Consider the following 25358-nt stretch of genomic DNA (forward strand, 5'->3'; position numbering starts at 1 on the left):
AAATGATAACCCAGCAAACAGGTGACCAAAAAGTCCCTTTTAACGACGCGGACACTGTTTTCAAAGATTTCACATCTAAAGAAATTCTTGAATTAGCTTGCAATGGCGCAGATTATATTATCGCTATTGATGCTGATAATGTTGTCCGAGATGTCTCGGTAAACGCGGCCGATCGGGAACTTGGGCAGCAATGGATCGGTCAAAAATGGGTCGACACAGTAACCTTAGAATGTCGTAAGAAGATTGAGCAGTTGCTTAATAATGAAGAAGACAGCCAAGGCAGATGGCGTCAGGTAAACCATGTTTATGATGGCGTCGATATTCCAGTAACTTATAAGGTTATACGGCCTAAAAAAAGCACGTACTTTTGTGCGATTGGTCGTGATATGCGCGCTGTATCAGATTTGCAGCAAAGGCTCCTTAAAACGCAGCAATCGATGGAGCGAGACTATCTGACTTTGCGTCAGACAGAGACACGCTATCGCTTACTATTTGATAATATCGCCTATCCAGTGCTGATTGCACGATCACGCGATTATAAGATTGAGCAGGCGAATAATGCGTGTGACAAATTATTAGGAGCGTCTATCCAATCTCTTGAAAATAAAAGTTTTTTAGAGATTCTTGATGCCAACTCACGCGCTGCTTTTATTGCTTATTCGGGCGCTGTAACTGTAAACGGCGACACCGATGCGGTTGAGCTGAAGCTGCGCAATAGTGAGAAAAAGGTCCGGCTATCCGCGTCAATCTTCCGTCAATATGGCGAGCAATATTGGTTGATAGATATAGATGATGTTCAGCAAGAGGGTATGCGTAAGCGCTCTGATGAATATGTATTAGATGTCGTTGAAAAAATGCCTGATGCATTTGTTCTGGCTGACCAAGATCAGAATATTATGGTTGCGAACCATGCCTTTGCAGAATTGGTGCAGGCAGGCTCAGCCGAACAGCTAATCGGTCAGCCGCTAAACCAATTCCTGGGCCGCCCTAATGTGGATTTGGGTCTGCTGCGAAAACAGCTCAAAGACTATAATTATGTGCGCAATTTCGGGTCTGTGATTCATGATCTGAATGGCGGTGAGGAACCCGTAGAATTATCTGCCATAATGGTTGAGCGCGATAAGCCATTATATGGCTATTCTGTCAGGATTATTGGGCGCCGTGAGCGCGATTTGCCGAAAAGTGGTAATGAACTTCCGCGCTCTGTTGATCAGCTTACCAAATTGGTTGGTCGTAAATCTCTGCGCGAAATCGTACGTGAGAGTACCGATTTGATTGAGCGTATGTGTATCGAAGCAGCATTGGTCCACACTGCTGACAATCGCGCGTCAGCCGCAGAAATTCTGGGCTTAAGCAGGCAAAGCCTTTATTCAAAACTGCATCGTCACGGGCTTGGAAATCTGACTGCCAAAGACTAGTTTTACGCCTAATGAGTTTGTCATATGGCTCGCCTAAATAGACAAACTCTCCCTACATTATAAAATGTCCAATTAAATTGACACTTTTGTGCATTTGTCATAGCCTTTGCTCATGACAAACCCCGGTGCAGACTCGGCGCTTACCCGTACGCTTTCGCAAATTCCGCGTTTGCGCGATGTTGTCGAACTGTCCAAACCTGTTACCTGGTTCCCGCCGATGTGGGCTTTTATGTGCGGGGTGGTTTCCTCCGGTGTATCTCTGTCAGAAAATTGGGTATTTCTGACTGCTGGTATTGTGCTCACAGGACCAGCTGTGTGCGGCACCAGCCAGATTATCAATGATTGGTGCGATCGGCATGTCGATGCGATAAATGAGCCTGATCGGCCTATACCTTCGGGGCGTATTACCGGGCAATGGGGCATGTGGTTGGCCTTTTTGGGCACGGCATTGTCCCTTATGCTGGGTGCAAGCCTTGGCCTTTGGGTCTTTTTGGCAACGTGTTTGGCGCTCTTCTTCGGCTGGTCATACAGCGCACCACCTTTTCGGTTTAAGCGGAGCGGTTGGATTGGTCCATTGGTTTGCGCTCTCAGCTATGAAGGATTGTCGTGGTTTACCGGCGCCAGTGTGATGAGCGGCGGCCCGCCATCCACGATCATTTTGGTTATTCTATTGCTCTATAGCCTTGGCGCACACGGCATTATGACGCTGAATGATTTTAAGGCTGAAGAAGGCGATAGACAAACCGGATTGCGATCTTTGCCGGTGACCTTGGGTGTACGGAACGCTGCTTTATTGGCATGCGCTGTTATGGCCTTGCCGCAAATGGCGGTTATTGGCGTCCTGTTTCAGCAAAAACTTTTGCTATCTGCCGGTCTGGTGGGCGTGTCTCTGCTCATACAGATTGGGCTGATGGTGCGATTGGTGGGTAATCCGCGGACTTTGGCGCCATGGTATAACGCTACCGGGGTCTCGCTTTACGTGCTGGGCATGCTGGCGACTGCTTTGGGTTTGGGAGGATATATTTGATGCGCAGGTCTTCGGTTTCTGTTGTGGATATACGTTCACTTTTCTCCGTTTCTTCTGCTGATGGATCAGGCCTTAGCTGGTTTGGTATCATCCGCCTTGGCGCGGTGCAGGCGGCCATCGGTGCTATTGTTATGCTCACAACGTCTCTGCTCAACCGCCTTATGGTGGTTGAATATTCAGTCGCTGCGGCTATTCCGGCCGCATTGGTGGCATGGCATTATGGCGTGCAGCTTAGTCGCCCTTTATGGGGCCATAAGTCGGACAAAGCGCTACAGCGGACAAGCTGGATTATCGCAGGACTGGGCATATTGGTGCTGGGCGCATTGCTTGCGGTTAACACAACCATTCGCATGGCCGCGCCTGGCTTTTCGGTATATCTGCTTGGCATCATTGCTTTTGCACTTATTGGCTTGGGGGTCGGTATGTCGGGTACGGCTCTGCTTGCTCTTCTGGCGTCGCGCGTGTCAGACACACGCAAACCAGCGGCAGCGGCTATATGCTGGACCATGATGGTGGCTGGTATCGTCATTGCTGCAGGTTTAACGGGCGCGTTGCTTGAACCATTTACTGAGGCACGATTGGCCATCATTACCAGCATGGTCACGCTAGGCGCATTTTTGCTGGCCGCTATGGCTCTGGTGAATGTTGAGAATGGCAGTGAGCCAGTTAATGACATGAGCTCACGCAAAACAAACCAGTCTTTTGAAACCGTTTTGCGTGATATTTGGCATGATGATGAAGCGCGGCGTTTTACCTTCTTCGTCTTCATGTCCATGCTGGCTTATAGTATGCAGGATCTTATCCTTGAGCCATTTGCCGGTTTTCTGTTTGAAATGTCGCCAGGCCAATCGACCCAATTAGCGGGTGTACAGCATGGCGGTGTTTTGGTTGGTATGTTGCTCGCCGGTCTTGGCGGCAGTCTCTATACAAAGAAATTTGGCAGCAATGTGCGTTTATGGATCGTTGGCGGCTGTGCAGGGTCGGCAGTTATGCTGGTCGGGCTTTCGCTAGCTGCAGGCATGGCCGATATATGGCCTTTGAAATTGAATGTGTTCGGTCTGGGCTTTGCCAATGGTGTTTTTGCCGTTGCCGCTGTGAGCGCAATGCTGGGCTTGGCAAGCGAGAAAACAGCTGATGGCAAAGGCCATCGCGAGGGTGCGCGTATGGGCGTTTGGGGCGCAGCACAAGCCATTGGTTTTGGCCTGGGCGGACTGTTAGGCGCAGTCATTGTTGATGTATTGCGCAACATAACCGGTGAAAATGTCACTGCATTTCAGATTGTTTTTGCGGCAGAGGCTGTATTGTTTCTGGCGGCTGCAATGGTGGCCACAGGCACCAAGTTGGTGCGCACGCCTAGCAGTGACCATGATGGGAATATTCATCGCAATGCCAATACAGACACACATATGGGGGAGGTCATTCAATCATGACACAGCAGATACAGACCGATTATGATGTTGTGATTGTCGGCGGCGGTCCATCTGGCGCAACGGCAGCAAATGATCTGGCGCTGGAAGGATATCGCGTCATGCTGCTAGACCGGGCAGGGCGGATTAAACCCTGTGGCGGTGCAGTTCCGCCGCGCCTGCTCAAAGATTTTGACATCCCCAAATCCTTGCTGGTGGCGTATGCGAATTCCGCGCGGATTATCGCGCCATCGAATAAAACGGTTGATATGCCTTGTGGCGGTGATGGCTATGTCGGCATGGTTGACCGTGATCAGTTTGATGAGTGGCTGCGCGATCGGGCGGAAAAGTCTGGGGCTAAGCGTATCACTGGCACATTTGAAACGGTCGATACTGACGACGCAAAGATTGCGACAGTCAATTATCGCACCGAACGTAATGCGCCACTGCAAAGCGTGACCACTCGTGCTGTGATTGGTGCAGATGGCGCCCGTTCACGTGTGGGGCAGCAATGCATCAAAAATGCTGATCGTGTTCCCTGCGTTTTTGCCTATCATGAGATTGTGAAAGTACCCGAAACGATAACGGAGGATTATCTGCCCAATCGCTGTGATGTTTATTATCAGGGGCATATTTCGCCAGACTTTTATGGTTGGGTTTTCCCCCATGGTAAGACGGCGAGCATTGGGCTGGGCAGCGCCAATAAGGGCTTTCCTCTGCGCGAAGCGACCGCGACTATGCGTGAGCAGGTTGGACTGGCGCACTGGGAAACTGTTCGCAAAGAAGGCGCGCCCATTCCGCTGAAACCCCTCAAACGCTGGGACAATGGCAAAAATGTTATTGTTGCGGGTGATGCTGCCGGTGTTGTTGCGCCATCATCGGGCGAGGGCATTTATTATGCTATGACGGCTGGCCGCATGAGCGCACAGGCCGTTGGCGCATTTTTGACAAGCGGTGAGGCCAAAGCGCTGAAGCTGGCCCGTAAGTCATTTATGAAAGCGCATGGCCGGGTCTTCTGGATTTTGGGTATGATGCAATATTTCTGGTACAAAAATGACAAGAGGCGCGAGCGCTTTGTGAAGATGTGCGATGATCCGGATGTACAGCGCCTGACTTGGGAATCCTATATGAATAAGGAATTGGTCAAGCGAGAGCCCAAGGCGCATTTCAAAATCTTCTTGAAAGATACCGCCCATTTGTTTGGGATGAAGGCCGTAGAGAGATGAAGAAACCTGCTTTGCTGCCAATCTTGCTAGCGGCGGGTGTGGCTTTGGCAGTAGCTATTATGGGCGGCACGATTACCGTGCTGGATGACTGGTATTATTCACTGGCCCAGCCTTATTGGGCACCGCCGGATTTTGCCTTTGCTATTGTATGGACCATTGTTTTTGCGCTGATCGCTATTTCTGGCTTGCTGGCTTGGGAAAATTCCGGTGATCGCCGTACGGCAGAGACCGTGATTGGCCTGTTTGCCATTAATGGGTTTCTCAATCTGGGCTGGAGCTTCCTGTTCTTTCGTATGCAGCGGCCAGACTGGGCTTTTTATGAGGTGATTATATTCCTGCTCTCCATTGTCGTGCTGATTGTCTATTGCGGCCGATTATCGCGCACCAGTGCGGTTCTTTTGCTGCCCTATCTGGCTTGGGTCTCGATTGCCGCAGCGCTGAACTATGAAGTTATTCGTCTTAACGGACCTTTTGGCTAATCATTTTGCAAAGCTCTTATCATGATGAATGATTTGTTTGCATCTGGCCATGCAGCGGATATTGTTTTGGCCGTGCTGGCCATAGAAGCTCTGTGGTTGAAATCGCGCGGCATGGCTTTTGCGACCATCTTGCCCGCATTGCTGCCTGCTGTCTTTATCATTTTGGCGCTGAGGGCTGCTCTGACGGGCATGGATTGGCCCTATATTGCGGTGCCTTTGGCGTTGTCCTTTCCGATACATATGCTGGATATGCGTTTCAGAATGCAGCGCGGGAAAGATGTGAGTGATAGCTAGATGCTCTTTTGGCACTTACTATAACTCAAAGACATATCCTGATTTGCGCCTGACGCTATTTGCTGCTTGCCATTCAATATGTTGCAGATGGGAATATATTCTGGACAAAAAAAGGCCCGGTCCAATCTCAATTGGCCGGGCTTTAGTATGACTATTAATCGAGGCTGTTAATAGTCAGGGGCATATTTATGTTCGATTGCCCAGAGGTACCAATTGTCAACAACTGTGCCTGTCAACAATACGCCGATACCGCCCGTTAATGTGGTTAGAACTGCAAACCACCAGGCCCAGCGGTGGATGGATTCCATGGAAGCGTTAAAGCCCATGGTCCAGCGCCAGAACAGAGCGGCGCGCTCAGAGGCCGTTCCGCGGTCTGTAATTTGCTCCAGCTCGCGCTCACCGCCATAGCGGCCAACAGCCAATATAGTCGCGCCATGCATGGCGAACAGCAGGGCAGACCCGTAAAGGAAGACGATGGAGAGAGCATGGAACGGATTATAGAAGAAGTTGCCGTAAGACAGCGACAGATTGTTGGTCCATTCCAGATGCGAGAAGATACCATAAGGCACGGCCTCGGACCAGCTGCCCATCAGGGCGGGGCGGATAAAGCCAAGCACTAGGAACAACCAGATGGCGCTGGCAAATGCCCAAGCAACATGCGTTCCCATGCCCAGTCTAACTGCGCGGCGATAAGTACGCAGCCACCAGCACAATATTGATGCTGTCAGGAAGAAGCCCGCAATAATGAACCAACCACCCTCTTTCAAAGGAACGAAGAAGGAGAAGCCATATTCTGGCCCTGGCGGATCAAGTGTCAGCCAAAAGAATTCACGCATAAACGCGATCGGGCTGTAGCCAACCGAAGCGGCCATATTCCAGCCGATAATTTCAATCGCGGTAAAACCGAAGACAATCGACAAAACGCCAAGCCAACCCAGATAGACAGGACCAATTTGTGCTTGGCCTATTTTGCCCATCCAATAGCTGCTGGCTGTCAGGCTTTCATAACGTGGTTCGTCACTATTCTGAACAGGGACGCCCATATCTGGTGCGCCAGCAACCTGGACCTGTGTAAAGATATTCTGATATCGAGATAACATCTTGCTACTCCCCCTTAAGACCAGATTGGAAGGTTACGCCAGAATTCCCACCATTCCGGCCAGCTGCCGGCATAAAGTGGGCCTGATATGACGATGCATATAGCGCTCCAGAAAGCGGCGTTCAGTGCGAGGAACATGCCTACGCGGTGAATGCCGATCGTACCGACCGAATAGCCGATAAAGTCGCGGAAATAGGTATCTTCATATTCTGGTGTGCGGACGGTTTCACCCTTTTGTGGGTTCACTGCGGAAAGGATCAGACCACCGTGAAGGGCGAGCGCCAAATTGGTGGTGAAAAAGAAGGTGATCGCAATCATGTGCACAGGATTATAATGGAAGTTCACATAGGCGTATCCGACATTGGATACCCAGTCCAAATGGCTGAAAATACCATATGGGAAACCATGCCCCCATGCGCCCATAAGCACCGGGCGGATAAAGTTTAGCGTGAAGAATGCGAAAATCGCAAAGCCAAAAGCAGCGGGAACATGCAGCCCCATGCCAAGTTTGCGGGATATCTCAACTTCGCGCAAGGCCCAGCAAACAAATGCTCCAAGCCCGCAAAAGCTGATAATCTGCCAAAAACCGCCTTCTTTCAAGGGCGCTAGAGCAAGCCCATAACTCAGATCCGGTGGTGTGATTGATATCAACCACGGGTTCCAGGTTGGTCCTTGTGCAGCTGCTGCAAAGATCAACGCAGTCCCTAACAATATCAGGATTGAACCGATTACGCCGAAAAAGCCGACATAAAAGGGGCCAACCCAGAAATCAAAAAGATCGCCGCCGATCAGCGTGCCGCCGCGCACGCGATATTTTCTCTCAAAGCTCAGAATAGCCATGACGCATTACCTCCACCGTCCATCCCGGGCGGCCAATCAGTTTGTCAAATTCTTGTTGTCCAAGCCGGACATCCTGCGAGGGCACGCGGCGAATTTCTCCGCCGCGGCCACTTGCAAGGGGCTTGGCTTAGGTTAGTTTTTCACTTTGCTCGATGGCAGCCGTGTCGGCAGTAGCCGATGGCGCTTCAAGCCAGTTGTAGCGATCAGTGCTCAACAGAATGAAGTGAATCAAAACAGCCAAAGTGAAAAGGAAGACAGCCAGCGCCACACAAAGGCGGCGGGGGTCAAACATTACCCATATATTATGCATGTCAGTCTCTCCTTATGCCACTAGGCTTGTGATAGCCGTGCTAGCAACTTGAACAGCGTCGTTCACCATCGCATAGCCCGGACGATCGGGGAACCAAGGATGCCAAGCCCATACCAAAGCATGCGCAACTACAGCAGTAGCTACGAAAAGCCCGGTATAGAGAAAGAATCCTTTGTGAAATTCTTTGGCTTCTTCCGGAGTCATATAAGTCTCCGGGCCAAAGCGTTCATTAGAATCGCTCATTTTCGTTTCTCCAGTTTTGCCCCTTGCAAGATACAATTGTACCTCGTTGGGCGGTGCCTTTGTGACGCCCATCGCCACGAAGGTTGCGAATTGCCGGCTCCCCAGTCAGCAAAATCTCTGTGCAGGATAATAGAAGGGCCATTATGCCTGCGCTCCCTGCATTAATATGGCGGCCAATCTGTCGGCCGATACACGTGTTTCTCCGGCTCGGCGTGCTTCACGCTCCGCACTGTCACGCAGGTTTTTGGCGGCAGAAATGCGCACCAAAACGGGTTGTGCCTCAATAATGGCATCAAATTTCTCTTTGGCGTCATCATCCCAATCGAGCGCGCTTTGTGCGCGGCTAGGGGTTGCAACCCCTTGGTCCATTTGGGTCGATAGCGGCAAGATATGGAACAGCGCATCAAACAGCGCGTTGCACACTTCCTGCACCAGATAGGTTGCACCAGAATAGCCCATAAAGGGCGTGCCGATATGACGGCGAATGGCCGCGCCCGGGAAAGATGCCGGAATATAGATACCGCGTGCACCGGCCTCTGCCATATACATGCGTTCATTATAACTGCCGAACAGAACCAGCGGCGGGTTGGTAAATATCGCCTCGCGTACGCTTTGGTTATCAGGTTTTACACCTGCGCTGCGTCCGAAGGAAAATGTACAAGGCAGACCCATATCATTTTCAAGGAAATTGCGGATGCCGCGTGCATAGGTTTCATTAGCAACAATGCCGAAATTGGCCGTCCCAAAGAAATCTTGCGTCACTGAACGCCACAAATCCCATAATGGTTTGATCGTGGTATGCTTCTCACGCTCAATAAATGGTTCCGGATCAAGGCCGGTAAGCTCACCCAATTGATGCAAGAATTTGGTTGTAGAATCCAGACCAATAGGCGCCTGTAAATAAGGGCGTTCCAACGCTTCGCACAAATTGCGGCCAAATTCACGGTACATGCAGACATTGACCGATGCATTGGCCAGTTGGCGGATATCGGCCAAATGGGTGCCGAGCGGGAAGACCATATTGACCTCAGCGCCAATGCCTTCAATCAAACGGCGGATTTCGGCCAGATCGCTCGGCATGTTGAACACGCCATAGCTGGGGCCGATAATATTCACTTTGGGCTTTTCACCCTCTTTAATAACCTTTGGCTTAGGCATTTTTTTCGGGCCAAATTCGGTCCATAGCCAGGTCAGAGCACGGTCTTCTGACTGCCATTGATCTTCATCAATGGTGCGCGGCAAAAAGCGTTTAATATTCGTGCCTTCGGGCGTAACTCCGCCGCCAATCATCTCTGATATAGAGCCGGTAACAACAACCGCTGGTAAATCAGGATCAAGCGATTCCCACGCGCGGCGCATAGCCGCTTCAGTGCCCGTCTTGCCCAGCTCTTCCTCGCCAAGGCCAGTAACAACGATCGGCAATTCATGGGGAGGAAGGCCATCTGTATAGTGCAATACCGATGTCACAGGCAGGTTTTCACAACCGACCGGGCCATCGACAATGACCTGCAAGCCTTTGACCGCGCTGAAAGCATAGACAGCGCCCCAATAGCCTCCGGCCCGATCATGATCGATAATCAGTGTCATGTGCCCACCGCTTCTGCGGCCTTAGCGGCTGCGGCATTTTGCGCGGCATATTTGGCTTTGAACTTTGGCCGGTCTGTTGGGGTGTCTTCCCAGATACCTGCTGTATGACCCGTGCCAACACCTTCAAAGAAAGACGTCATCTTGTCAAAACGGTCTTTATTGCCAATGGCCGCATTAACCACCTGCGCAAGACTGCCAGCACCTGCCGGACCCATTAATGGCCGCGCAGAGATCAAATTGGTGAAATACAGGCCAGGAATGGCTTTTGCTTTGGCATGCTGGACCACAGGGGTGGTGCCGATGGAAAGATCGGGGCCAAATTCTTCAACCGCGGCAATATCTTCTTCAAGGGTTGCACGGTAATTCACGCGGCAACCTTTTGCTTCCAGCCATTCACGATCAGGATCAGACCATTTTGTCTGCGGGCAGGCAGTGCCGACATAAGGCACTTCTGCGCCGCTTTCGATCAATAGCCGTGCGACCAGTAGCTCTGAGCCTTCATAGCCGGAAACGGTGATTCTGCCTTTGACTGGCATGGCCGAAAGCGCTGCGCTGATCGCGGGTAATATCGCATTTTGCGCTGCTGCAATGTTGTCAGCGGGGACATTGGTTGCCTCGCCAATAGCTTTCAGCCAGGCCGCTGTGCCATCGCGCCCAACAGGTGCAGAACCAACAACTTTGCGTCCCGCCGTCTCAAATTCACGTACACTGGCAGTATAAAATGGGTGGATGGCAGCCACTACAGCGCTGTCTAATGCGCCATAAAGCTCTCTCCATTCGCGGGTTGGGACAACTGGTCCAGCGGCCAAGCCCATAGGCGCGAGCATTTGCCCGATACCGACTGGATCAGCGGGGAACATTTCGCCCAATAATGTGACTGCTGGTCGGCCAGATTGTTCTGTAACCTGTGGCCGCGCAACCGGGCCTTGCTCTGCTTCTTCGCGGGCATATTTCAGCATGGCACCGGCCAAAACATCTTTGGCCTCCGCATGCGTGGGAATGCCAAAACCAGGAACGTCGATACCGACTATTCGCACACCGTTAATAGAGTCCGGCAGCAATCGCAGCGGCACACCGCTTGCTGTGGGTACACACAAATTGGTGACAACAATCGTGTCATAGAGTTCGGGGTCAGCCATCTGTTCAACGGCTTCTTTAATATCTTCAAACAATTTGCCAGTGACCAGCGTTTCAGAGCTAAATGGCACATAGCCAACGCTGCGGCGGGCACCGTAAAAATGCGAGGTGAAGGTGAGGCCGTAAACACAGCAAGCCGATCCCGATAAGATGGTGGCGGTGCGGCGCATTCTCAGGCCAACGCGCAATGAGCCAAAAGCCGGGCACATGCTTTGCGGTTGGTCATGTGGGCCATTGGGCTTTTCACGCAAAGGATAATCCTGAGCATATTGGTCCAGAATATCGCTTTTGCCAGCCTTGCGCGCAGCTTCGCGCAGTGTTTCCGCGCCGCCATGGCAGCCGCTGGCCGCTACAGCTTTTTCTGCAGCAGGTGTCGCTGTCAGATCAATTCTGTCTTTTGTGCGTTTCGCGGTTTGGGCTGGGTTATCACTCAATGATCATACCTCATCATAAATGACTTCGAGGGATGGTTTTTCTTCATATGTACCGCCGCGCATATCTGCCTGTGTGGCAGGAACCAGCTCAACATTACCGCCGGTTTCTTCAGGGCTAAACAGATCAAGCAAGCCATCTTGCTCCAGCGGGGTAGGCTGCTGCGGAGGCGCTTCAGCGACATTGACGGCCAGTTCTTCAAACAGGCTGGCCCATTCGCCGCCCGGTGTACCGATAATCTGGTAATTGGCTGATTTGCGGCGGATATCCTCATTCGCTGGTATGGCGGTGAGCACGGGAATATCGACGGCTTTTGCAAAGGCTTGCGCCTCGCCAGTGCCGTCATCCTTGTTGATGATCATGCCAGCGACGCCAACATTGCCACCCATTTTACGGAAATATTCGACCGCCTTGCAGACATTATTGGCAACATAAAGCGATTGCAGATCGTTTGAGCCAACGACAATCACCTTTTGGCACATATCGCGGGCAATCGGCAGACCGAAGCCACCGCACACTACGTCGCCCAAAAAGTCGAGCAGCACATAGTCAAAACCCCAATCATGAAAGCCCAGCTTTTCGAGCAATTCAAAACCATGAATGATGCCGCGTCCGCCGCAGCCGCGGCCAACCTCGGGTCCACCAAGCTCCATGGCAAACACGCCATCGCGTTGGAAGCACACATCTTCAATGGTGACCTCTTCGCCAGCCAGTTTTTTCTTAGATGACGTCTCAATGATGGTGGGGCAGCTTTTGCCGCCAAATAGCAATGATGTGGTATCGGATTTCGGGTCACAACCAATCAGCAAAACGCGTTTGCCTTGCTGCGCCATCATGTAGCTGAGGTTGGACAGAGCGAAACTTTTGCCGGACCCGCCTTTGCCATAAATAGCAATGACCTGCGTTTCCTTTTTAACCTCGCCGCTATGTACCGGATCAGGCTCTACAGATGCTTCGTCACGCAAGGTGTCGATATCGAGCATAGTCATTGATAGTCTCTCCAGTCCAATACCATTTTCAGGCATTCGCTATTGTCAAAGGCTTCGGGATAGGCGCTATGTGCTTTGTTAACTGGCTCTACATGTGTGATGAGGCCAGACAGATTGAGTGCCCCGCGCTCGACCATGGAATTGACCATTACCAAATCGGAAGGTTGCCATTCAGCGGCTATGCGCAATTTTGCTTCACGTTGAAATGCTGGTGGAAATGCAAAGCTGATAGGTTTGTCATAAAAACCGGCCAGAACCAGCTCACCATTTTTTGCCAGTCGCGAAATAAAGCTCTCAATGGCGGCTGTATTGCCACTTACATCATAGATATGCCGGTAATCATGCCGGTCATCATCTTCAGGGCACATGACTGTATAACCGCTCGTGCCTTTATGACGGGCTTTGTTGGTGTCCCAAACTATGGGAGCGGGAAGGCCAGCAGCGACTGTAATTCTGGCCAGCAATCTGCCCAGCACACCATGACCGATAATCAGGTCAGGCGCAGTGCCGCCATTAATGGCGTGTAATGCTGTGGCGGCCAAAGCAAATAATATCGCTTCTTCGCCCAATTGGTCTGAAATCAGCAATGCACGTGCCGAATTCACGATTACATGCTTGGATGACCCACCAAATAATCCGCGCGCATCAACATAGCAATTCGCGCCGGGCACAAACACCCATTCGCCAATACGCTCCTTATTGTCTGCCCCAGCATCAATGATGATGCCGACCGACTCATAGCCTGGAACTAAGGGATAACCCATGCCGGGGAAATTGGGCATCGTACCGTTCCAGAGGAGCTTCTCTGTTCCCGCGCTGATGCCGCTATATTGTATTTCTATGAGCACATCGGAAGGCTCCATCGCGCAAAGCGCAACGTCTTTGATCGCCAGCTTACCTGGCCCCTCCAATATGATCGCTGATGTTTCCATCTAACAACTCTCCCGCAGGATTCTCTAGAATAAGAGACTCCAGCCGATGTCAATTTACTTAAACCTATTAAGATGTCAAATATTTTAGACAGTTATCAGCTATTTGGTAGCCAATATGGCTCTGGCAATGATCGGCAAGGGCGTATTCACGTCCTTTATGCTCGAAAAGCCTATTGTTTTTAGTCTCTTGTGATATTCTTGAGCTGATCTGGGGCGCCCTGTACCCATCACCCAGAGGTACATACCAAAATAGGCGTCACCCATCTTTTTGGCGCTTGGCGTTTCCGCCATAGGTTCAACAATCAACAGTTTTCCGCCTTTTGGCAGAGCGTCAAAAGTTTTTGACAAAAGCGATTGCGCCACATCATCATCATGGTCGTGCAATATGCGTATAAGCGTGATGAGATCATAGCCATTGGGGATATTATCGGTCTTAAAGCTGCCAGGGTGGAGGGTGAGACGCGATGTGAGCGGCGAGTCGGTAAGATTGGCGCGAGTATGCGGAATAACTTCCGGTAGATCGAAAATTCCCAGAGAAAGATCGGGATTGCGCATTCCTATAGCGCTTGCAAATGCGCCTGATCCGCCACCTATGTCCAGCATTTTGTCATGCTGATGAAAGGGATATCCGCCAATAATCTGGTCCCATATCATCGGCTGAGTAGCAGCCATAAGTGCGGAATAAGCGCCGCCCTTGCTGCTTTCCTCGTTCATCTTGCGGTCGGTGTCGCCGCCAATTCTCTCGCCATGTATTTGCGCATCATGGGCAGCATAATGCCAGAATTGGGAGAGGCTAGTGCCAGTGCCACGCTGGCTTTTTAACATGTCCATGGGGTTGGCAAGATCGCTATAGAGAAGCTGGTGATGCCGGATCATGGCCATGGCGCCGGGATTGGCAACAAGCGTTGCCCCCATTTCTCCTAACAACCAGAGGTCAGGTTGCGGCGACTCAAGCACATTAATGGCTGCGCCGGCCTTGACGACTCGCATGGCTGCATCTTCGTTTAGTTCGAGAAAGGCAAGCAACTCGGCAGTGCTGCGAGGTGATGCAGAGATATATTGCAGCAAGCCAGTTTCGACAAAGACGAACAGGATTTGCGAATATACAAACCCCGTTATCATATCCATTTGCTGCGCAGCTTTTCGCTGTGTCACTTGCCGGAAAAGTGGCAGACGTGCCGCCCAATAATGAAAGCGCTCGCTGCCGAAAATGCGGTTGCGTTGCATCAACCAACGGGTTTTCAGCGAATAAGGCTGATTCAAAGTATTTGATTTGCTAGACATATATAAGTGTCTAGTTTAATGGACATATGGTATAGAGCCGTCAATAGCATGTTTCATCTTATATGCTTTGAAACATGGTCGGCTATAGCATGGAGCGGCGATTGGACAGCAACCCGGTCATTATTATAGGCGCAGGAATTGGCGGGCTCGTAAGTGCGGCATTGCTCTCTGCTCGTGGGTTAGCGGTTACTCTTATTGAAAAAGAAGCAACACCTGGCGGCAAGGTTCGACAGCTTGATGTCGATGGCGCAATGGTTGATGGCGGCCCGACGGTTTTTACCATGCGGCCGGAACTGTCCGCCATATTTGAAGCAGCAGGTGCGCAGCTTGATGACCATGTCACGCTAGAAAAAGCAGATGTTCTTGCCCGGCATGCTTGGGATGATCGCGGCACGCTCGATCTTTATGCCGATCATGAGAAATCAGTTGATGCTGTCGGCCGCTTTGCCGGTTTGGATGCCGCCAAGGGCTATCAAAGTTTTTCGCGTGAAGCAGAGAACATCTATAATATTATTGAGCATTCATTCCTGAAAAACACCAAGGCCTATCCGCCTGCACTTATGTGGCGCGTCGGCTGGTGGCGAATGGGCGCAATGAATGCGATCAAGCCCTACACTTCTATGTGGAAGGCATTGGGCGCGCATTTTTCTGACCCTCGGCTGCGCCAGCTTTTTGGCCGCTATGCGACATATTGCGGTTCATCACCTTATGAAACACCTGCAACATTAATGCTCATTGCCCATGTGGAAGCGCAGGGCGTTTGGAAGATCAAAGGCGGCATTAGCGCTTTGGCGAAGGCTTTGGAAAATGTTGCACGCCGCAATGGCGCAACCATTCGCTATGGCGAAGCGGTGGGTGAAGTCTTGATCAAAAATGGCAAGGCGCATGCGGTTCGATTGGCGAATGGCGAAGTCATCGAAGCGGCCTCTGTCATTTGCAATGCTGATCCTTCTGCTTTGGCTTATGGTTTGTTTGGTGAAAGAGCGCGTGACGCTTTGCGCCCAATGCCAGAGGAAAAACGCTCATTATCGGCAATGGTGTGGCTTATTAATGCCAAATCATCAGGCTTTGATTTGGAGCATCATAACGTATTTTTTTCAGATGATTATGCCCGTGAATTTAGGGATATCAAGGCTGGTGGCCCGCCGGTATCGCCAACATCCTATCTATGTGCGCTGGATCGCGGCGCAGAACTTCCCGAGCCGGATAACCCTTACAAAACCGACAAAATCGGAACATCCGGCAAGGCAGAGCGTTTTCAAATCATCGTTAACGCACCGGCCAATGGGGACAGCAAAACTTACAGTGCGCAGGAGAGAGAGACATGCACCAGAAACATGCTAGACAGTCTGAACAAATGCGGACTGGAGCTGGAGCATCCTCTCCCGCACAAGTTGGTGACGCCGAACGAGTTCGCCAAACTGTTCCCGGCAACGGGGGGAGCGCTTTACGGCAGGGCTTCGCACGGATGGGCAGCCTCTTTCCTGCGCCCTGGATGTCGGACAAGGATAAAGGGGCTTTATTGCGCGGGCGGGGGCACGCACCCTGGAGCGGGGGTCCCGATGGCCGCCTTATCGGGCAAGATAGCGAGCGAGGCCGTGTTGTCAGACCGCGCTTCGAAACTGTGGTACCACCGCAAGGCTATCAATGGTGGTATGTCGACGCGATCAGTGATGACGGGCAATTCGGCCTGACCATTATCGGCTTTATCGGCAGCGTTTTTTCACCCTATTATAACAAATCTGGCCGAGAGGACCCGACAGACCATAGCTGTATCAATGTTGCTCTTTATGGGCCCAGAAATGCACGCTGGGTTATGACCGAGCGCGGCATGGAGCAGACCGAGCAACAGCCAGACACGTTCCGCGTCGGCCCAAGTGCCATGCGCTGGGATAATGACCGTTTGACTATTGATATTGATGAGCGTGATAGCCGCGTTGGCATCCCATGGCGCCGCCGAGTGAAGGGTAAGGTGGTTATTCACCCCGAAATGCTCAATCAGCGTTCGTTCAAGCTGGACCCGGAAGGCAAGCATAATTGGCACCCTATTGCTCCGCGTGCACGTGTCGAAATGCAGATGGAGCATCCTGATATCAGCTGGAAGGGCAGTGCCTATGTTGACAGCAATCATGGCAGTGAGCCGATAGAACATGGCTTTCAGCATTGGCATTGGTCACGCGCGCATGTCGGCAAAGATGTTGCAGTAACTTATGAAGGGCTGCGACGTGATGGCAGTTATTTTGCCAGCGCACTGCGTTTTGATTCCAATGGAGAATCGACGGAACGTGAATTGTTGCCGGTTTCACCCTTGTCACGCACATTTTGGGGGGTGAAACGCCAGACGCGGGCCGATCATGGCATCGCTAAGATACGCAAAACATGGGAAGATACGCCCTTTTATTGCCGTTCTGCGCTGGATATGCAGATTGAAGGAGAGAAGGTGGTCGCCATTCAAGAAAGTATCTCGCTCGACCGGCTTATCAACCCCGTTGTACAATGGTTATTGCCGTTTCGTATGCCGCGCGACACATAATAGCTGGCCATAAGCTGCAATATAAGTGCGGTGATGTTGTGACGATCAGTTAAGGTTGATCATCAGATTTCTGTGTCGCTTTTCGGGCCGCCTCTGCCTTATCTTTTTTGATTTCGCGATCCATTTTGAAATATTGATAGACGCAAAAGCCCAAAGCCAGCACACCGGATAATGTCATCTCGACTATGCCCAAAGTACTACCACTCATCTGCCACCTCCTCGCTGCTGCTATATTTTAGGCTTTGATATGCTTGTCGGCAAATTCCGTGATGATGTCTACGGCCAATTGCGGAGCCTCTTCATGTGCCAAATGCCCTAGATTTTCTAAGGATTTAAGAGTGCAATTCTTTATTGGCTCGGCAGCATCTATTACCGATTGCGGCGGTATGGCCGTATCATTCGCTGCATGAACAAGCATTATGGGTGCAGATAGCTGCGGCAGCTTTTTCTGCAAATGATCGAGCCGCCAATTGGCCATCATGCGCAAAGCGCCATCGCAATGGCCTGAATGCCCAAATAATATGGCATATTGGTCTAGGCCTGCTCTATCGATTGTCGACCCAGTTGCTTTGGCCAGAAACTTCTCGGTCTGGCCCACACCGCGCGCCATGCGGGAGAAGATGATCGACATAAATGGATTGGTGAACAGCATTTTTGCAAGCTGAGGAAAGAGTTCTGCAGCGATACCGGGAAAGGGTTTCAGTGCAGGCGTAAAACCGATCAGTGGGATATCGCGCTGTGCCGTAATCATCATTTCCAGAGCAATGGCGGAACCTGCGGAATGCGCGGTTATGATGTCTGGGGTAATGGACAGATGGTCAAGCAGAGCCTGAAGGGATGCGGCCATGCCGGGTAGTGAAACGCGGCGTGACATATTGGGCCGCGTAAAGCCATGCCCGGGAAGATCAACAGCGATAACGCGGTAATGCTGTGCCAATAATGGCATGACATCACGCCAGCTATGCGTCGATGCGCCAGTGCCATGGATCAGCAAACAAATCGGCGCTGTATCTGCCGGCCCCGCTATACCCTGCACATGCCAGCTATAGCCGCCATCTTCGACAAATTGGCTAAACTCAGCATGGGGCCAATAGACCTTATGCTGTTGCCAATCGGGGTAACGTGTGTTCATGCCGCCTTGTCTTTATGGCCAACACTTTCAATCGCTGCGACCAAATCACCACTATTGGCGCGGGGCAGGGGCACGCATCGTGCACCCAGTGCAGTAGCCAGAATACGGGCTTCTTCGCGCGGGCGGGGTGAAATATCCAGCACAATTGCATTGATATTATCAGCTGTCAGCATCTTGGCCATGCGTTCGCTTTCTTCCATTGCTCCCGCACGATGGGCCGTACCATCCAGCATCACATTGGCTTTGCCGTCGGTCAGGATAGCGACCATGGGTGATTGCCCGCGCTTTTGTGCAGCCAGTGCCATTTGATGCGCCATAATCAATGCCGATGCCAAGGGCGTACCACCGCCGCCGGGTAAGGCGCCCAGACAGCGCTGCGCTCTGGTCAGGGAGCGGGTTGGCGGCAGTAAAAGGCTTGACTCAGTGCCGCGAAAAGCGATTAGCGCCACTTGTGCGCGTTTGACATAGGCTTCTGCCAACATCAGTTCGACAGCGCCTTTTGCTTCGGCCAGCCGTGACATGGCCGATGAACCCGAAGCATCAACCGCAAAAATTGTCAGGGTTTCGCTGCTCTGTTCAAAGCGCTTGATATGCAGATCAGATTTGCGAACGTACACCTGTGCTGCATTGACCGTGTTTTCAGATGTTGAACGGCGCAGGCCCTGCCATGGGGCGGCTGCCCGCAATGTGTCGATTAAAGCCAGCTTAGCACCATGGCCGGGCATGCCGGGGCGCGGTGATAAAGGGCGGCCACGCTGTACCGATTTGCGCTTCTGGCCAGCGCGGCCCATAGGCCCATTGCCACTGCGCTGCTTATGGCGACCAATGTGATCTAGCATATGGGCAGGGATTGCGGCTAATGCTGCATCAATCATCATGTCATCTGGCAATTGCTCAATATTTTGACTCTCATTGTCCCCTTGCTGAGGGTCTTCAGGCTGATTATCTTGCTGTTCGTCATCAGGTGGTGGTTCATGATGATTTTCCTCGGCCTGTATCTGCGGCAATTGGGTCGCCCGCGGGGCCAGCACCAAGGTGGCCGCGATGGCAATATCATCCTGATCGACATTGCTGCGCTGATGAATATCTGCATGGGCCATTGCGGCCCGTTGCGCGAACAATAATGGTCGCAGTGAGGATATACCCAAGGCCGCAGCCGTTCCGGTCAATATCTGTCTTTGTTCATCAGATAATGATGGCTGTACCTTGCCGGCTGGTGCAGTGAATATAATATTATCTGGCATCGCCATGGCAGTGCAATCGCAGTGAAAGGCGATGCGCTCCATCAATACCATAGGCGGTGCTTCATCGCTTTCTACGGAATCATCCAGCAAGATGACCGCAATATCCCGCCGGTCCAGGGCAGTAGCAAGATGCGCCGCAATATCGTCCTGCATCCGTTCTGCAATGGGTATAATGACTATACCGCCCTCGGCCTGCCCCAATATTCCGGCCGCATCCACACGCTTGCCAGCGGCCAAAGTCGCGGTCAGGTCCAACCCACCCAACAGCCGGTCCTGATCAACATTGATGGGTATTTTGCGCATCGTCAGCGATGGGGGCAGTGCAGACGATATTTGCTCAATAAGTGCATCACGCGCTGGGCCATGGCCGCGCAGGCATAACCCGCCAAAAGCCAAGGGTGCTTGCAAGAATATCTGCACAGCATTGGTAATAGTCTCGGTGCGGGATGCGACATCCCATGCCATGGCTTCAGCGGTGTTTTGCGCTGCCAATAGTGCATCATTGGTTGGGTACGCGCTCAACCAAAAAGCTCTGCCAGCGCCCGTTCAATCCTGACCGTCGATCCCGTCTCGTCCAGGACATCACGGCGCAGACGATGGCGCAAGGCCATGGGTGCCATGGCTATCAAATGCTCCCGGGTGACCGTTTTCTTGCCATGATAAGCTGCATAGGCCCGTGCTGCACGCATCAGGGTCAATTCACCGCGCAACCCATCAGCACCAACCGTTTGGCACAATGTAGCAGTGTCTTGCAAAATCGCTTCTGGCGTGGTGATTTTGGCTACGGCTTTTGTGGCGCGTTGAATGCGCTTAATGGTTTTCTGATCTTCATCGGCCCATGCTGCGGCAAATTCTGCGGGGTGGCGCTCTTGCTCATCGCATCGGCGCATAATCTCTACTCTGTCTTCCAGCTTTTCCGGTGTGCGCACTTCTACTGACAGGCCAAATCGGTCCAGCAATTGCGGGCGCAGTTCGCCTTCTTCCGGGTTGCCGCTGCCGATCAGCACGAAGCGGGCATCATGACGCACGCTCAATCCATCACGTTCAACCAGATTTTCACCGGACGCTGCCACATCCAACAGCAGATCAACCACATGATCTTCAAGCAGGTTAATCTCATCAATATACAGAAACCCGCGATGCGCTTTGGCCAATAGGCCTGGCTCAAATTTGCGTTCACCATGTGCCAATGCTCGTTCCAGATCCAGCGTACCGAGCACTCTGTCTTCGGTCGCACCCAGAGGCAAATCGGCAAATGGCACGGCGATTTTGCGTGTGCGTTTGCTGGTGCAAGGGTCGGGGCATTTGCCGGGATTATCAGGCGCACAATGGTAACGGCAATTTTCGACGATGCTGATGGGCGGCAAAGTGGCGGCCAATGCACGCGCAGCGGTAGACTTGCCTGTTCCGCGATCGCCAAAGATCATCACTCCGCCTATGCGCGGTTCAATAGCGGTGACCAGCAAGGCCAGCTTCATCTCGTCTTGCCCGACGATGGCGTTAAAAGGAAATCCACCCATGTCCGTAACTTAGCAGACCTATATCGCTCCGCAAGTCTTGCTTTACACTTTTGTTGTCATTTAGATTTGACATAAAGTTCCGCCTGAAACTCGGCCCAAGGTTTAGGCCGTGACATTATGTCCATACAGCCAAGCCAGAGCGTTCCCGGCCAATTTGCTGTGGGCCTTTCCTGCCAACCATAATGGACCATGGCGGATAAGTCTGGCTGGACCCGGGCCCTGATGAAATAGCCGCATATTGCTTTGTGCCTGCGCTTGTACTTTTTTGGTGCGCGGCAGGCGTGTACGGCAATATTGCTGCAACGCCGTTTCAATGTCGCTCTGCTCTCCTAATGTGCGTGCCAGCACATAAGCATCTTCCATAGCCTGAGCTGCGCCCTGCGCCATAAAGGGCAGCATGGGGTGACATGCATCGCCCAGCAACGTCACACGGCCATCACTCCATTGGTTTAACGGAGCTCGATCAAACAAAGCCCAGCGATAATGCGCATCGGCTTTATCAATGATATTGGTAATTATAGGGTGCCAACCAGCAAAATCAGCCAGTGCATCGCGGCGACTGCCTTGGATCGTCCAACCTTCTTCTCGCCAATCACTGCGCTCTACCACGCCAACAAAATTGGCCAGCGCTCCGCCGCGTAGCAAATAGGTGACGGCATGTTTGCCAGCGCCCAGCCAGACAGTCGCATTGGGCGGCGGCACATGGCGACCCAGATTTTCAACTGGCACCACTGCGCGCCACGCCACATTGCCGGTGAAACGCGGCCGATCATCACCATGCATTTGCTGGCGGATTGCCGATTTTATGCCATCTGCCCCGATGAGTATGTCGCCATCAATATGGCTACCATCTGCCAAACTTGGCCAAGCGGATGCCTTATCCTGACCATAGCTGCTGACCGCGCAATCGGTTTGCAAACTGCCGGGTAAGCGTTCCTCTACCGCTTCACGCAGCACGTTTATAAGGTCAGCGCGGTGAATATGCACATAGGGTGCGCCGAATATAGCAGGGTAATCGGCCATGCTGCTGGTCATGATCTCGCGGCCTTCGCGCCCGGTGCGCATCTGGCTGGCCTTGGGTAAGAAACCTTTGGCGATGACAGCTTTGTCCAGTCCCAATGCACGCAATATGTGCATGGCGTTCGGGCTGATCTGGATGCCAGCGCCGACTTCTTTTATGGTCTTTGCCTGCTCCAGAATGCGCGCGCTATGGCCAAAATGATGCAGGCACAGAGCGGCGGTAAGTCCTCCAATACCACCTCCTGTAATGATCGCGTTGATCTGCATCTATTGTCCATTTCTGCCGTACTTCTACTCCATAGCCAATATGCGCTAACTTATAAAAGGTACGTTTTTGCAACTTGTCTCTTGGCCCCGCGCCCATTTCGCGTTACTTTATGTGAAAATATAGCATGGAGGCTGCTCACAAATGGTACAAACAACAGTCAATGGCAAGGCGGTCACGCTGGAAGTCGATCCTGCAACGCCGATATTGTGGGTCGTGCGCGAACAGCTGGATATGACCGGCACCAAATTTGGTTGCGGCATAGCGCAGTGCGGCGCATGCACTGTGCATCTGGATGGTACACCGGTGCGCAGCTGTTCAACCCCCATTTCAGAGGCCGATGGTAAAGCGATAACCACTGTTGAAGGCTTAGCTGGTGATGATGGTGTGTTAAGCGCTTTGCAGCAGGCATGGATAGATGTGCAAGTGCCGCAATGTGGCTATTGCCAGTCTGGACAGCTTATGTCTGCCGCTGCTCTTTTGCGCGATAATCCGCAGCCCAGTGATGATGATATAGACGCTGCAATGCGCGGCAATGTCTGTCGCTGCGGCATGTATAATCGCATCCGCAAAGCCATTAAGATTGCTGCGGGAACTGATCAGGCGGATAGCTCCGCAGTTGAAGGAGCAGAAGCATGAGCGATATGACAGAAGAGCGGCAGGGCACAGAAGCTCCCGAACCCGAAAAGAAAAAGGGCAAATGGTCCCGCCGCGCTTTTATTGGCGCTGGCATTTTGACCGGCGGTGCATTGGTTGTGGGTGTTGCCATTCGTTCAGGCAAGCCGAGCGAGCGATTGCAAAAACTGATGGCCAGCGGCGATAATGAGATGCTGATCAACAGTTTCGTCAAAATTGATAAAGACAATATTGTCACCGCCGTGGTGCCGCATGTTGAAATGGGGCAGGGATCGCAAACCGTTTTGGCGCAGATGCTGGCTGACGAAATGGACGCCAATTGGGAAGATGTGCGCATATTGGAAGCACCGGGCGATTCGGCTTATGTGTCGAAAGATATTGGCCGTGAATTTCTGATGCCTAATCTGAAAGTGCCAGAAATTCTTGAGCCAACTCTGGATGGTACATTATTCCAAATAGCCAATATGATGGGCCTGCAAATCACTGGTGGCAGCTTTTCAATACGCGGCACTGGCCAGCGCGGCATGCGCACGGCGGGCGCAGCAGCACGGCAAATGCTTGTTGCTGCTGCGGCGGAGCAATGGGGTGTTCCAGAAGAGCAGATCACGGTCGATAAGGGCATTATCGCGCACAAGGCCAGCGGTAAAAGCGGGAAGTTTGGACAGTTTGCAAGCGCTGCGGCAGAGCAATCATTGCCAGCATTGCCCAAGTTGAAAACACCTGATCAATTCACCCTTATGGGTAAGCCATTACAGCGGCATGATATTCCCGCCAAAGTTGATGGTAGTGCAGTCTTTGGCATTGATGCCAAAATCCCGGGCGAGAAATTAAGCTATGCTGCAGTTAAGGCACCGCCGGTTGTAGGGGCTTCTGTCACTGCCATGGATGTAGATGCTGCGAAAGCCATGCCGGGTGTGCAGCAAATTTTGAATATGGGTGATTTTGTTGCCGTGGTTGCCAATGGCTATTGGCAGGCGCAGCAAGCACTCAACACTATAAAATTGAGCTATAGCAAGACCGAGGCAGACAGTCTGGATGCCGATGCTATTTTTGCGCGTTATGCCAAAGCGCTGGATGAAGCGGGTGATGATGGTGGCGATGTCGAAACGCAGACAGGTGATGCCAATGCCAGTTATGCCAAAGCCGCCAAGCAGATTACTGCAGAATATCGCGCACCGTTTCTGGCCCATGCGACTATGGAACCGCAAAACTGCACAGCTTGGGTTAAAAGTGATGGCAGCTGTGATGTCTATGCCGGTTCGCAATCTCCGCTAAAGGCCCGCAAGGCCGCTGCGGACACATTGGGCATTGATTTAGAGCAGGTGAATTACACCAACACCTATTTGGGCGGAGGCTTTGGCCGCCGTTCAGAGGTCGACAATATTGTTATGGCTGTCCGCATAGCCAAGGCGACCGGTTATCCAGTGAAATTGATCTGGTCACGTGAGGAGGATACCGCGCAGGATTTCTATCGTCCTTCAGCAACCAGCCGTTTTTCTGCGGGCCTAGATGATAAAGGCAAGGTTGTAAGCTGGAATAATATTCACACTCATTTGTTCGACCCGCAAGAGGCACCGCAAGTGCCTTATTATGACATTCCCAACAATTTGGTCCGTAAGGTGGAAGTGCCGATGCATTTGCGCTTTGGCCCATGGCGGTCAGTCGACCACAGCCAGCATGCTTTCTTTATTGAGAGCTTTTTGGATGAGGTAGCGGCTGAGGCAGGGGAAGATAGTTATCAGATGCGCCGTAAGTTGCTTAGCAAGTCGCCGCGTCACTTGGCTGTACTCGATAAAGCAGCGAAAATGGCTGGTTGGGGCCGCACTATGCCCAAAGGCGCAGGCCTAGGTATCGCGTTGGTGCCATCATTCGGTTCGATTGTGGCCGAAGTGGCGGAAGTCGATCTAACCGGCAAAAAGCCGCGTGTTACCAAAGTTTGGTGCTGTGCAGACCCCGGCTATGCGATGAATATCGATGGCTTTGTCGCGCAAATGGAAAGCGGTATCATCTATGGACTGACCGCTGCCCTTTATGGTGAGATCAGCCTGAAAAAAGGTGCGGTACAGCAGAGCAATTTCCATGATTATAAAATGCTGCGCATGGATGAAGCCCCGGAGATTTTTGTTGAGGTTATCAATGGCGATCCGGAAAGATTGGGCGGTGCAGGTGAACCTGGCCTGCCTCCGCTAGCGCCTGCTGTAACCAATGCAATTTTTGCAGCCAGCGGTAAGCGCATTCGTGAATTGCCATTGTCCAAACACCGCATTGTATAAGAAGGTGATGACTATGCTATCCCAATTGTCTC

24 protein-coding genes are annotated in these 25358 nt (G+C 52.0%); 10 read left to right on the forward strand and 14 right to left on the reverse strand.

Annotated elements, in window-relative coordinates; translation table 11 throughout:
* Positions 1–2 precede the first annotated feature (2 nt).
* The 6 genes from ppsR (at position 3) to ACR9YC_RS04915 (ending at position 5850) form a co-directional block, all read left to right on the forward strand.
* Positions 3–1418 (forward strand): transcriptional regulator PpsR, encoded by a 1416-nt coding sequence (gene ppsR / locus ACR9YC_RS04890; protein ID WP_438730634.1) that lies wholly within the window; start codon positions 3–5, stop codon positions 1416–1418.
* A 112-nt stretch (positions 1419–1530) separates the two neighbouring features.
* Complete coding sequence (gene chlG, locus ACR9YC_RS04895) at positions 1531–2445, forward strand: chlorophyll synthase ChlG (protein WP_438730637.1); 915 nt, start codon at positions 1531–1533, stop codon at positions 2443–2445.
* Positions 2445–3875: a BCD family MFS transporter gene (locus ACR9YC_RS04900; RefSeq protein WP_438730640.1), complete on the forward strand. Its 1431-nt coding sequence runs from the start codon at positions 2445–2447 to the stop codon at positions 3873–3875. Before chlG ends, ACR9YC_RS04900 begins: the two co-directional genes overlap by 1 nt.
* Positions 3872–5077, forward strand: coding sequence for a geranylgeranyl diphosphate reductase (locus ACR9YC_RS04905; RefSeq protein WP_438730643.1), 1206 nt, complete (start codon positions 3872–3874; stop codon positions 5075–5077). Before ACR9YC_RS04900 ends, ACR9YC_RS04905 begins: the two co-directional genes overlap by 4 nt.
* Positions 5074–5556: a TspO/MBR family protein gene (locus tag ACR9YC_RS04910; RefSeq protein WP_438730646.1), complete on the forward strand. Its 483-nt coding sequence runs from the start codon at positions 5074–5076 to the stop codon at positions 5554–5556. The genes ACR9YC_RS04905 and ACR9YC_RS04910 overlap by 4 nt, the downstream gene beginning before the upstream one ends.
* A 21-nt stretch (positions 5557–5577) precedes the next feature.
* Complete coding sequence (locus ACR9YC_RS04915) at positions 5578–5850, forward strand: hypothetical protein (RefSeq protein ID WP_438730649.1); 273 nt, start codon at positions 5578–5580, stop codon at positions 5848–5850.
* Between the two features lie 167 nt (positions 5851–6017).
* On the opposite strand, the gene pufM is transcribed toward ACR9YC_RS04915, so the two are convergent.
* The 9 genes from pufM to ACR9YC_RS04960 form a co-directional block, all read right to left on the reverse strand.
* Entirely contained in the window at positions 6018–6893 is an 876-nt protein-coding gene (pufM, locus tag ACR9YC_RS04920) for a photosynthetic reaction center subunit M (RefSeq protein ID WP_438731597.1), read from the reverse strand.
* Between the two features lie 71 nt (positions 6894–6964).
* A complete protein-coding gene (gene pufL, locus ACR9YC_RS04925; RefSeq protein ID WP_438730652.1) occupies positions 6965–7789 on the reverse strand; it encodes a photosynthetic reaction center subunit L in 825 nt (274 codons plus the stop codon).
* Positions 7790–7916: 127 nt separating this feature from the next.
* Positions 7917–8099, reverse strand: a complete 183-nt coding sequence (pufA, locus tag ACR9YC_RS04930; RefSeq protein ID WP_438730655.1) for a light-harvesting antenna LH1, alpha subunit — start codon at positions 8097–8099, stop codon at positions 7917–7919.
* Positions 8100–8111: 12 nt separating this feature from the next.
* Positions 8112–8342: a light-harvesting protein gene (locus ACR9YC_RS04935; protein WP_438730658.1), complete on the reverse strand. Its 231-nt coding sequence runs from the start codon at positions 8340–8342 to the stop codon at positions 8112–8114.
* Between the two features lie 141 nt (positions 8343–8483).
* The gene (gene bchZ / locus ACR9YC_RS04940) at positions 8484–9929 is read right to left on the reverse strand and encodes a chlorophyllide a reductase subunit Z (RefSeq protein WP_438730660.1); all 1446 of its coding nucleotides are present in this window, start codon (positions 9927–9929) and stop codon (positions 8484–8486) included.
* Positions 9926–11275: a chlorophyllide a reductase subunit Y gene (bchY, locus tag ACR9YC_RS04945; protein ID WP_438731600.1), complete on the reverse strand. Its 1350-nt coding sequence runs from the start codon at positions 11273–11275 to the stop codon at positions 9926–9928. Before bchY ends, bchZ begins: the two co-directional genes overlap by 4 nt.
* Before the next feature lie 228 nt (positions 11276–11503).
* Positions 11504–12487: a chlorophyllide a reductase iron protein subunit X gene (locus tag ACR9YC_RS04950; protein WP_438730663.1), complete on the reverse strand. Its 984-nt coding sequence runs from the start codon at positions 12485–12487 to the stop codon at positions 11504–11506.
* Entirely contained in the window at positions 12484–13419 is a 936-nt protein-coding gene (gene bchC, locus ACR9YC_RS04955) for a chlorophyll synthesis pathway protein BchC (protein WP_438730665.1), read from the reverse strand. Before bchC ends, ACR9YC_RS04950 begins: the two co-directional genes overlap by 4 nt.
* Before the next feature lie 99 nt (positions 13420–13518).
* Positions 13519–14703, reverse strand: a complete 1185-nt coding sequence (locus tag ACR9YC_RS04960; RefSeq protein ID WP_438730668.1) for a methyltransferase — start codon at positions 14701–14703, stop codon at positions 13519–13521.
* A 74-nt stretch (positions 14704–14777) separates the two neighbouring features.
* Here ACR9YC_RS04960 and crtD point away from each other — a divergent pair, with 74 nt between their 5' ends.
* Complete coding sequence (gene crtD, locus ACR9YC_RS04965; RefSeq protein ID WP_438730671.1) at positions 14778–16397, forward strand: 1-hydroxycarotenoid 3,4-desaturase CrtD; 1620 nt, start codon at positions 14778–14780, stop codon at positions 16395–16397.
* Positions 16328–17236: a hypothetical protein gene (locus tag ACR9YC_RS04970; protein WP_438730674.1), complete on the forward strand. Its 909-nt coding sequence runs from the start codon at positions 16328–16330 to the stop codon at positions 17234–17236. Before crtD ends, ACR9YC_RS04970 begins: the two co-directional genes overlap by 70 nt.
* Positions 17237–17285: 49 nt before the next feature.
* Here the strand turns inward: ACR9YC_RS04970 and ACR9YC_RS04975 are convergent, their stop codons facing one another.
* The 5 genes from ACR9YC_RS04975 to ACR9YC_RS04995 form a co-directional block, all read right to left on the reverse strand.
* Complete coding sequence (locus ACR9YC_RS04975; RefSeq protein ID WP_438730677.1) at positions 17286–17444, reverse strand: hypothetical protein; 159 nt, start codon at positions 17442–17444, stop codon at positions 17286–17288.
* A gap of 27 nt (positions 17445–17471) precedes the next feature.
* Complete coding sequence (bchO, locus tag ACR9YC_RS04980; RefSeq protein WP_438730680.1) at positions 17472–18368, reverse strand: alpha/beta fold hydrolase BchO; 897 nt, start codon at positions 18366–18368, stop codon at positions 17472–17474.
* Complete coding sequence (locus tag ACR9YC_RS04985) at positions 18365–20134, reverse strand: magnesium chelatase subunit D (RefSeq protein ID WP_438730683.1); 1770 nt, start codon at positions 20132–20134, stop codon at positions 18365–18367. Before ACR9YC_RS04985 ends, bchO begins: the two co-directional genes overlap by 4 nt.
* On the reverse strand, positions 20131–21132 hold the full coding sequence (bchI, locus tag ACR9YC_RS04990; protein ID WP_438730685.1) for a magnesium chelatase ATPase subunit I: 1002 nt from the start codon (positions 21130–21132) through the stop codon (positions 20131–20133). Before bchI ends, ACR9YC_RS04985 begins: the two co-directional genes overlap by 4 nt.
* Positions 21133–21234: 102 nt before the next feature.
* On the reverse strand, positions 21235–22419 hold the full coding sequence (locus tag ACR9YC_RS04995) for an FAD-dependent monooxygenase (protein WP_438730688.1): 1185 nt from the start codon (positions 22417–22419) through the stop codon (positions 21235–21237).
* A 142-nt stretch (positions 22420–22561) separates the two neighbouring features.
* Here ACR9YC_RS04995 and ACR9YC_RS05000 point away from each other — a divergent pair, with 142 nt between their 5' ends.
* On the forward strand, positions 22562–23056 hold the full coding sequence (locus ACR9YC_RS05000; protein WP_438730691.1) for a (2Fe-2S)-binding protein: 495 nt from the start codon (positions 22562–22564) through the stop codon (positions 23054–23056).
* Complete coding sequence (locus ACR9YC_RS05005) at positions 23053–25326, forward strand: molybdopterin cofactor-binding domain-containing protein (protein WP_438730694.1); 2274 nt, start codon at positions 23053–23055, stop codon at positions 25324–25326. Before ACR9YC_RS05000 ends, ACR9YC_RS05005 begins: the two co-directional genes overlap by 4 nt.
* Positions 25327–25358: the final 32 nt, after the last annotated feature.

This window comes from Parasphingorhabdus sp. DH2-15 (assembly GCF_051668705.1).
In the GTDB taxonomy this organism is placed as follows: domain Bacteria; phylum Pseudomonadota; class Alphaproteobacteria; order Sphingomonadales; family Sphingomonadaceae; genus Alterisphingorhabdus.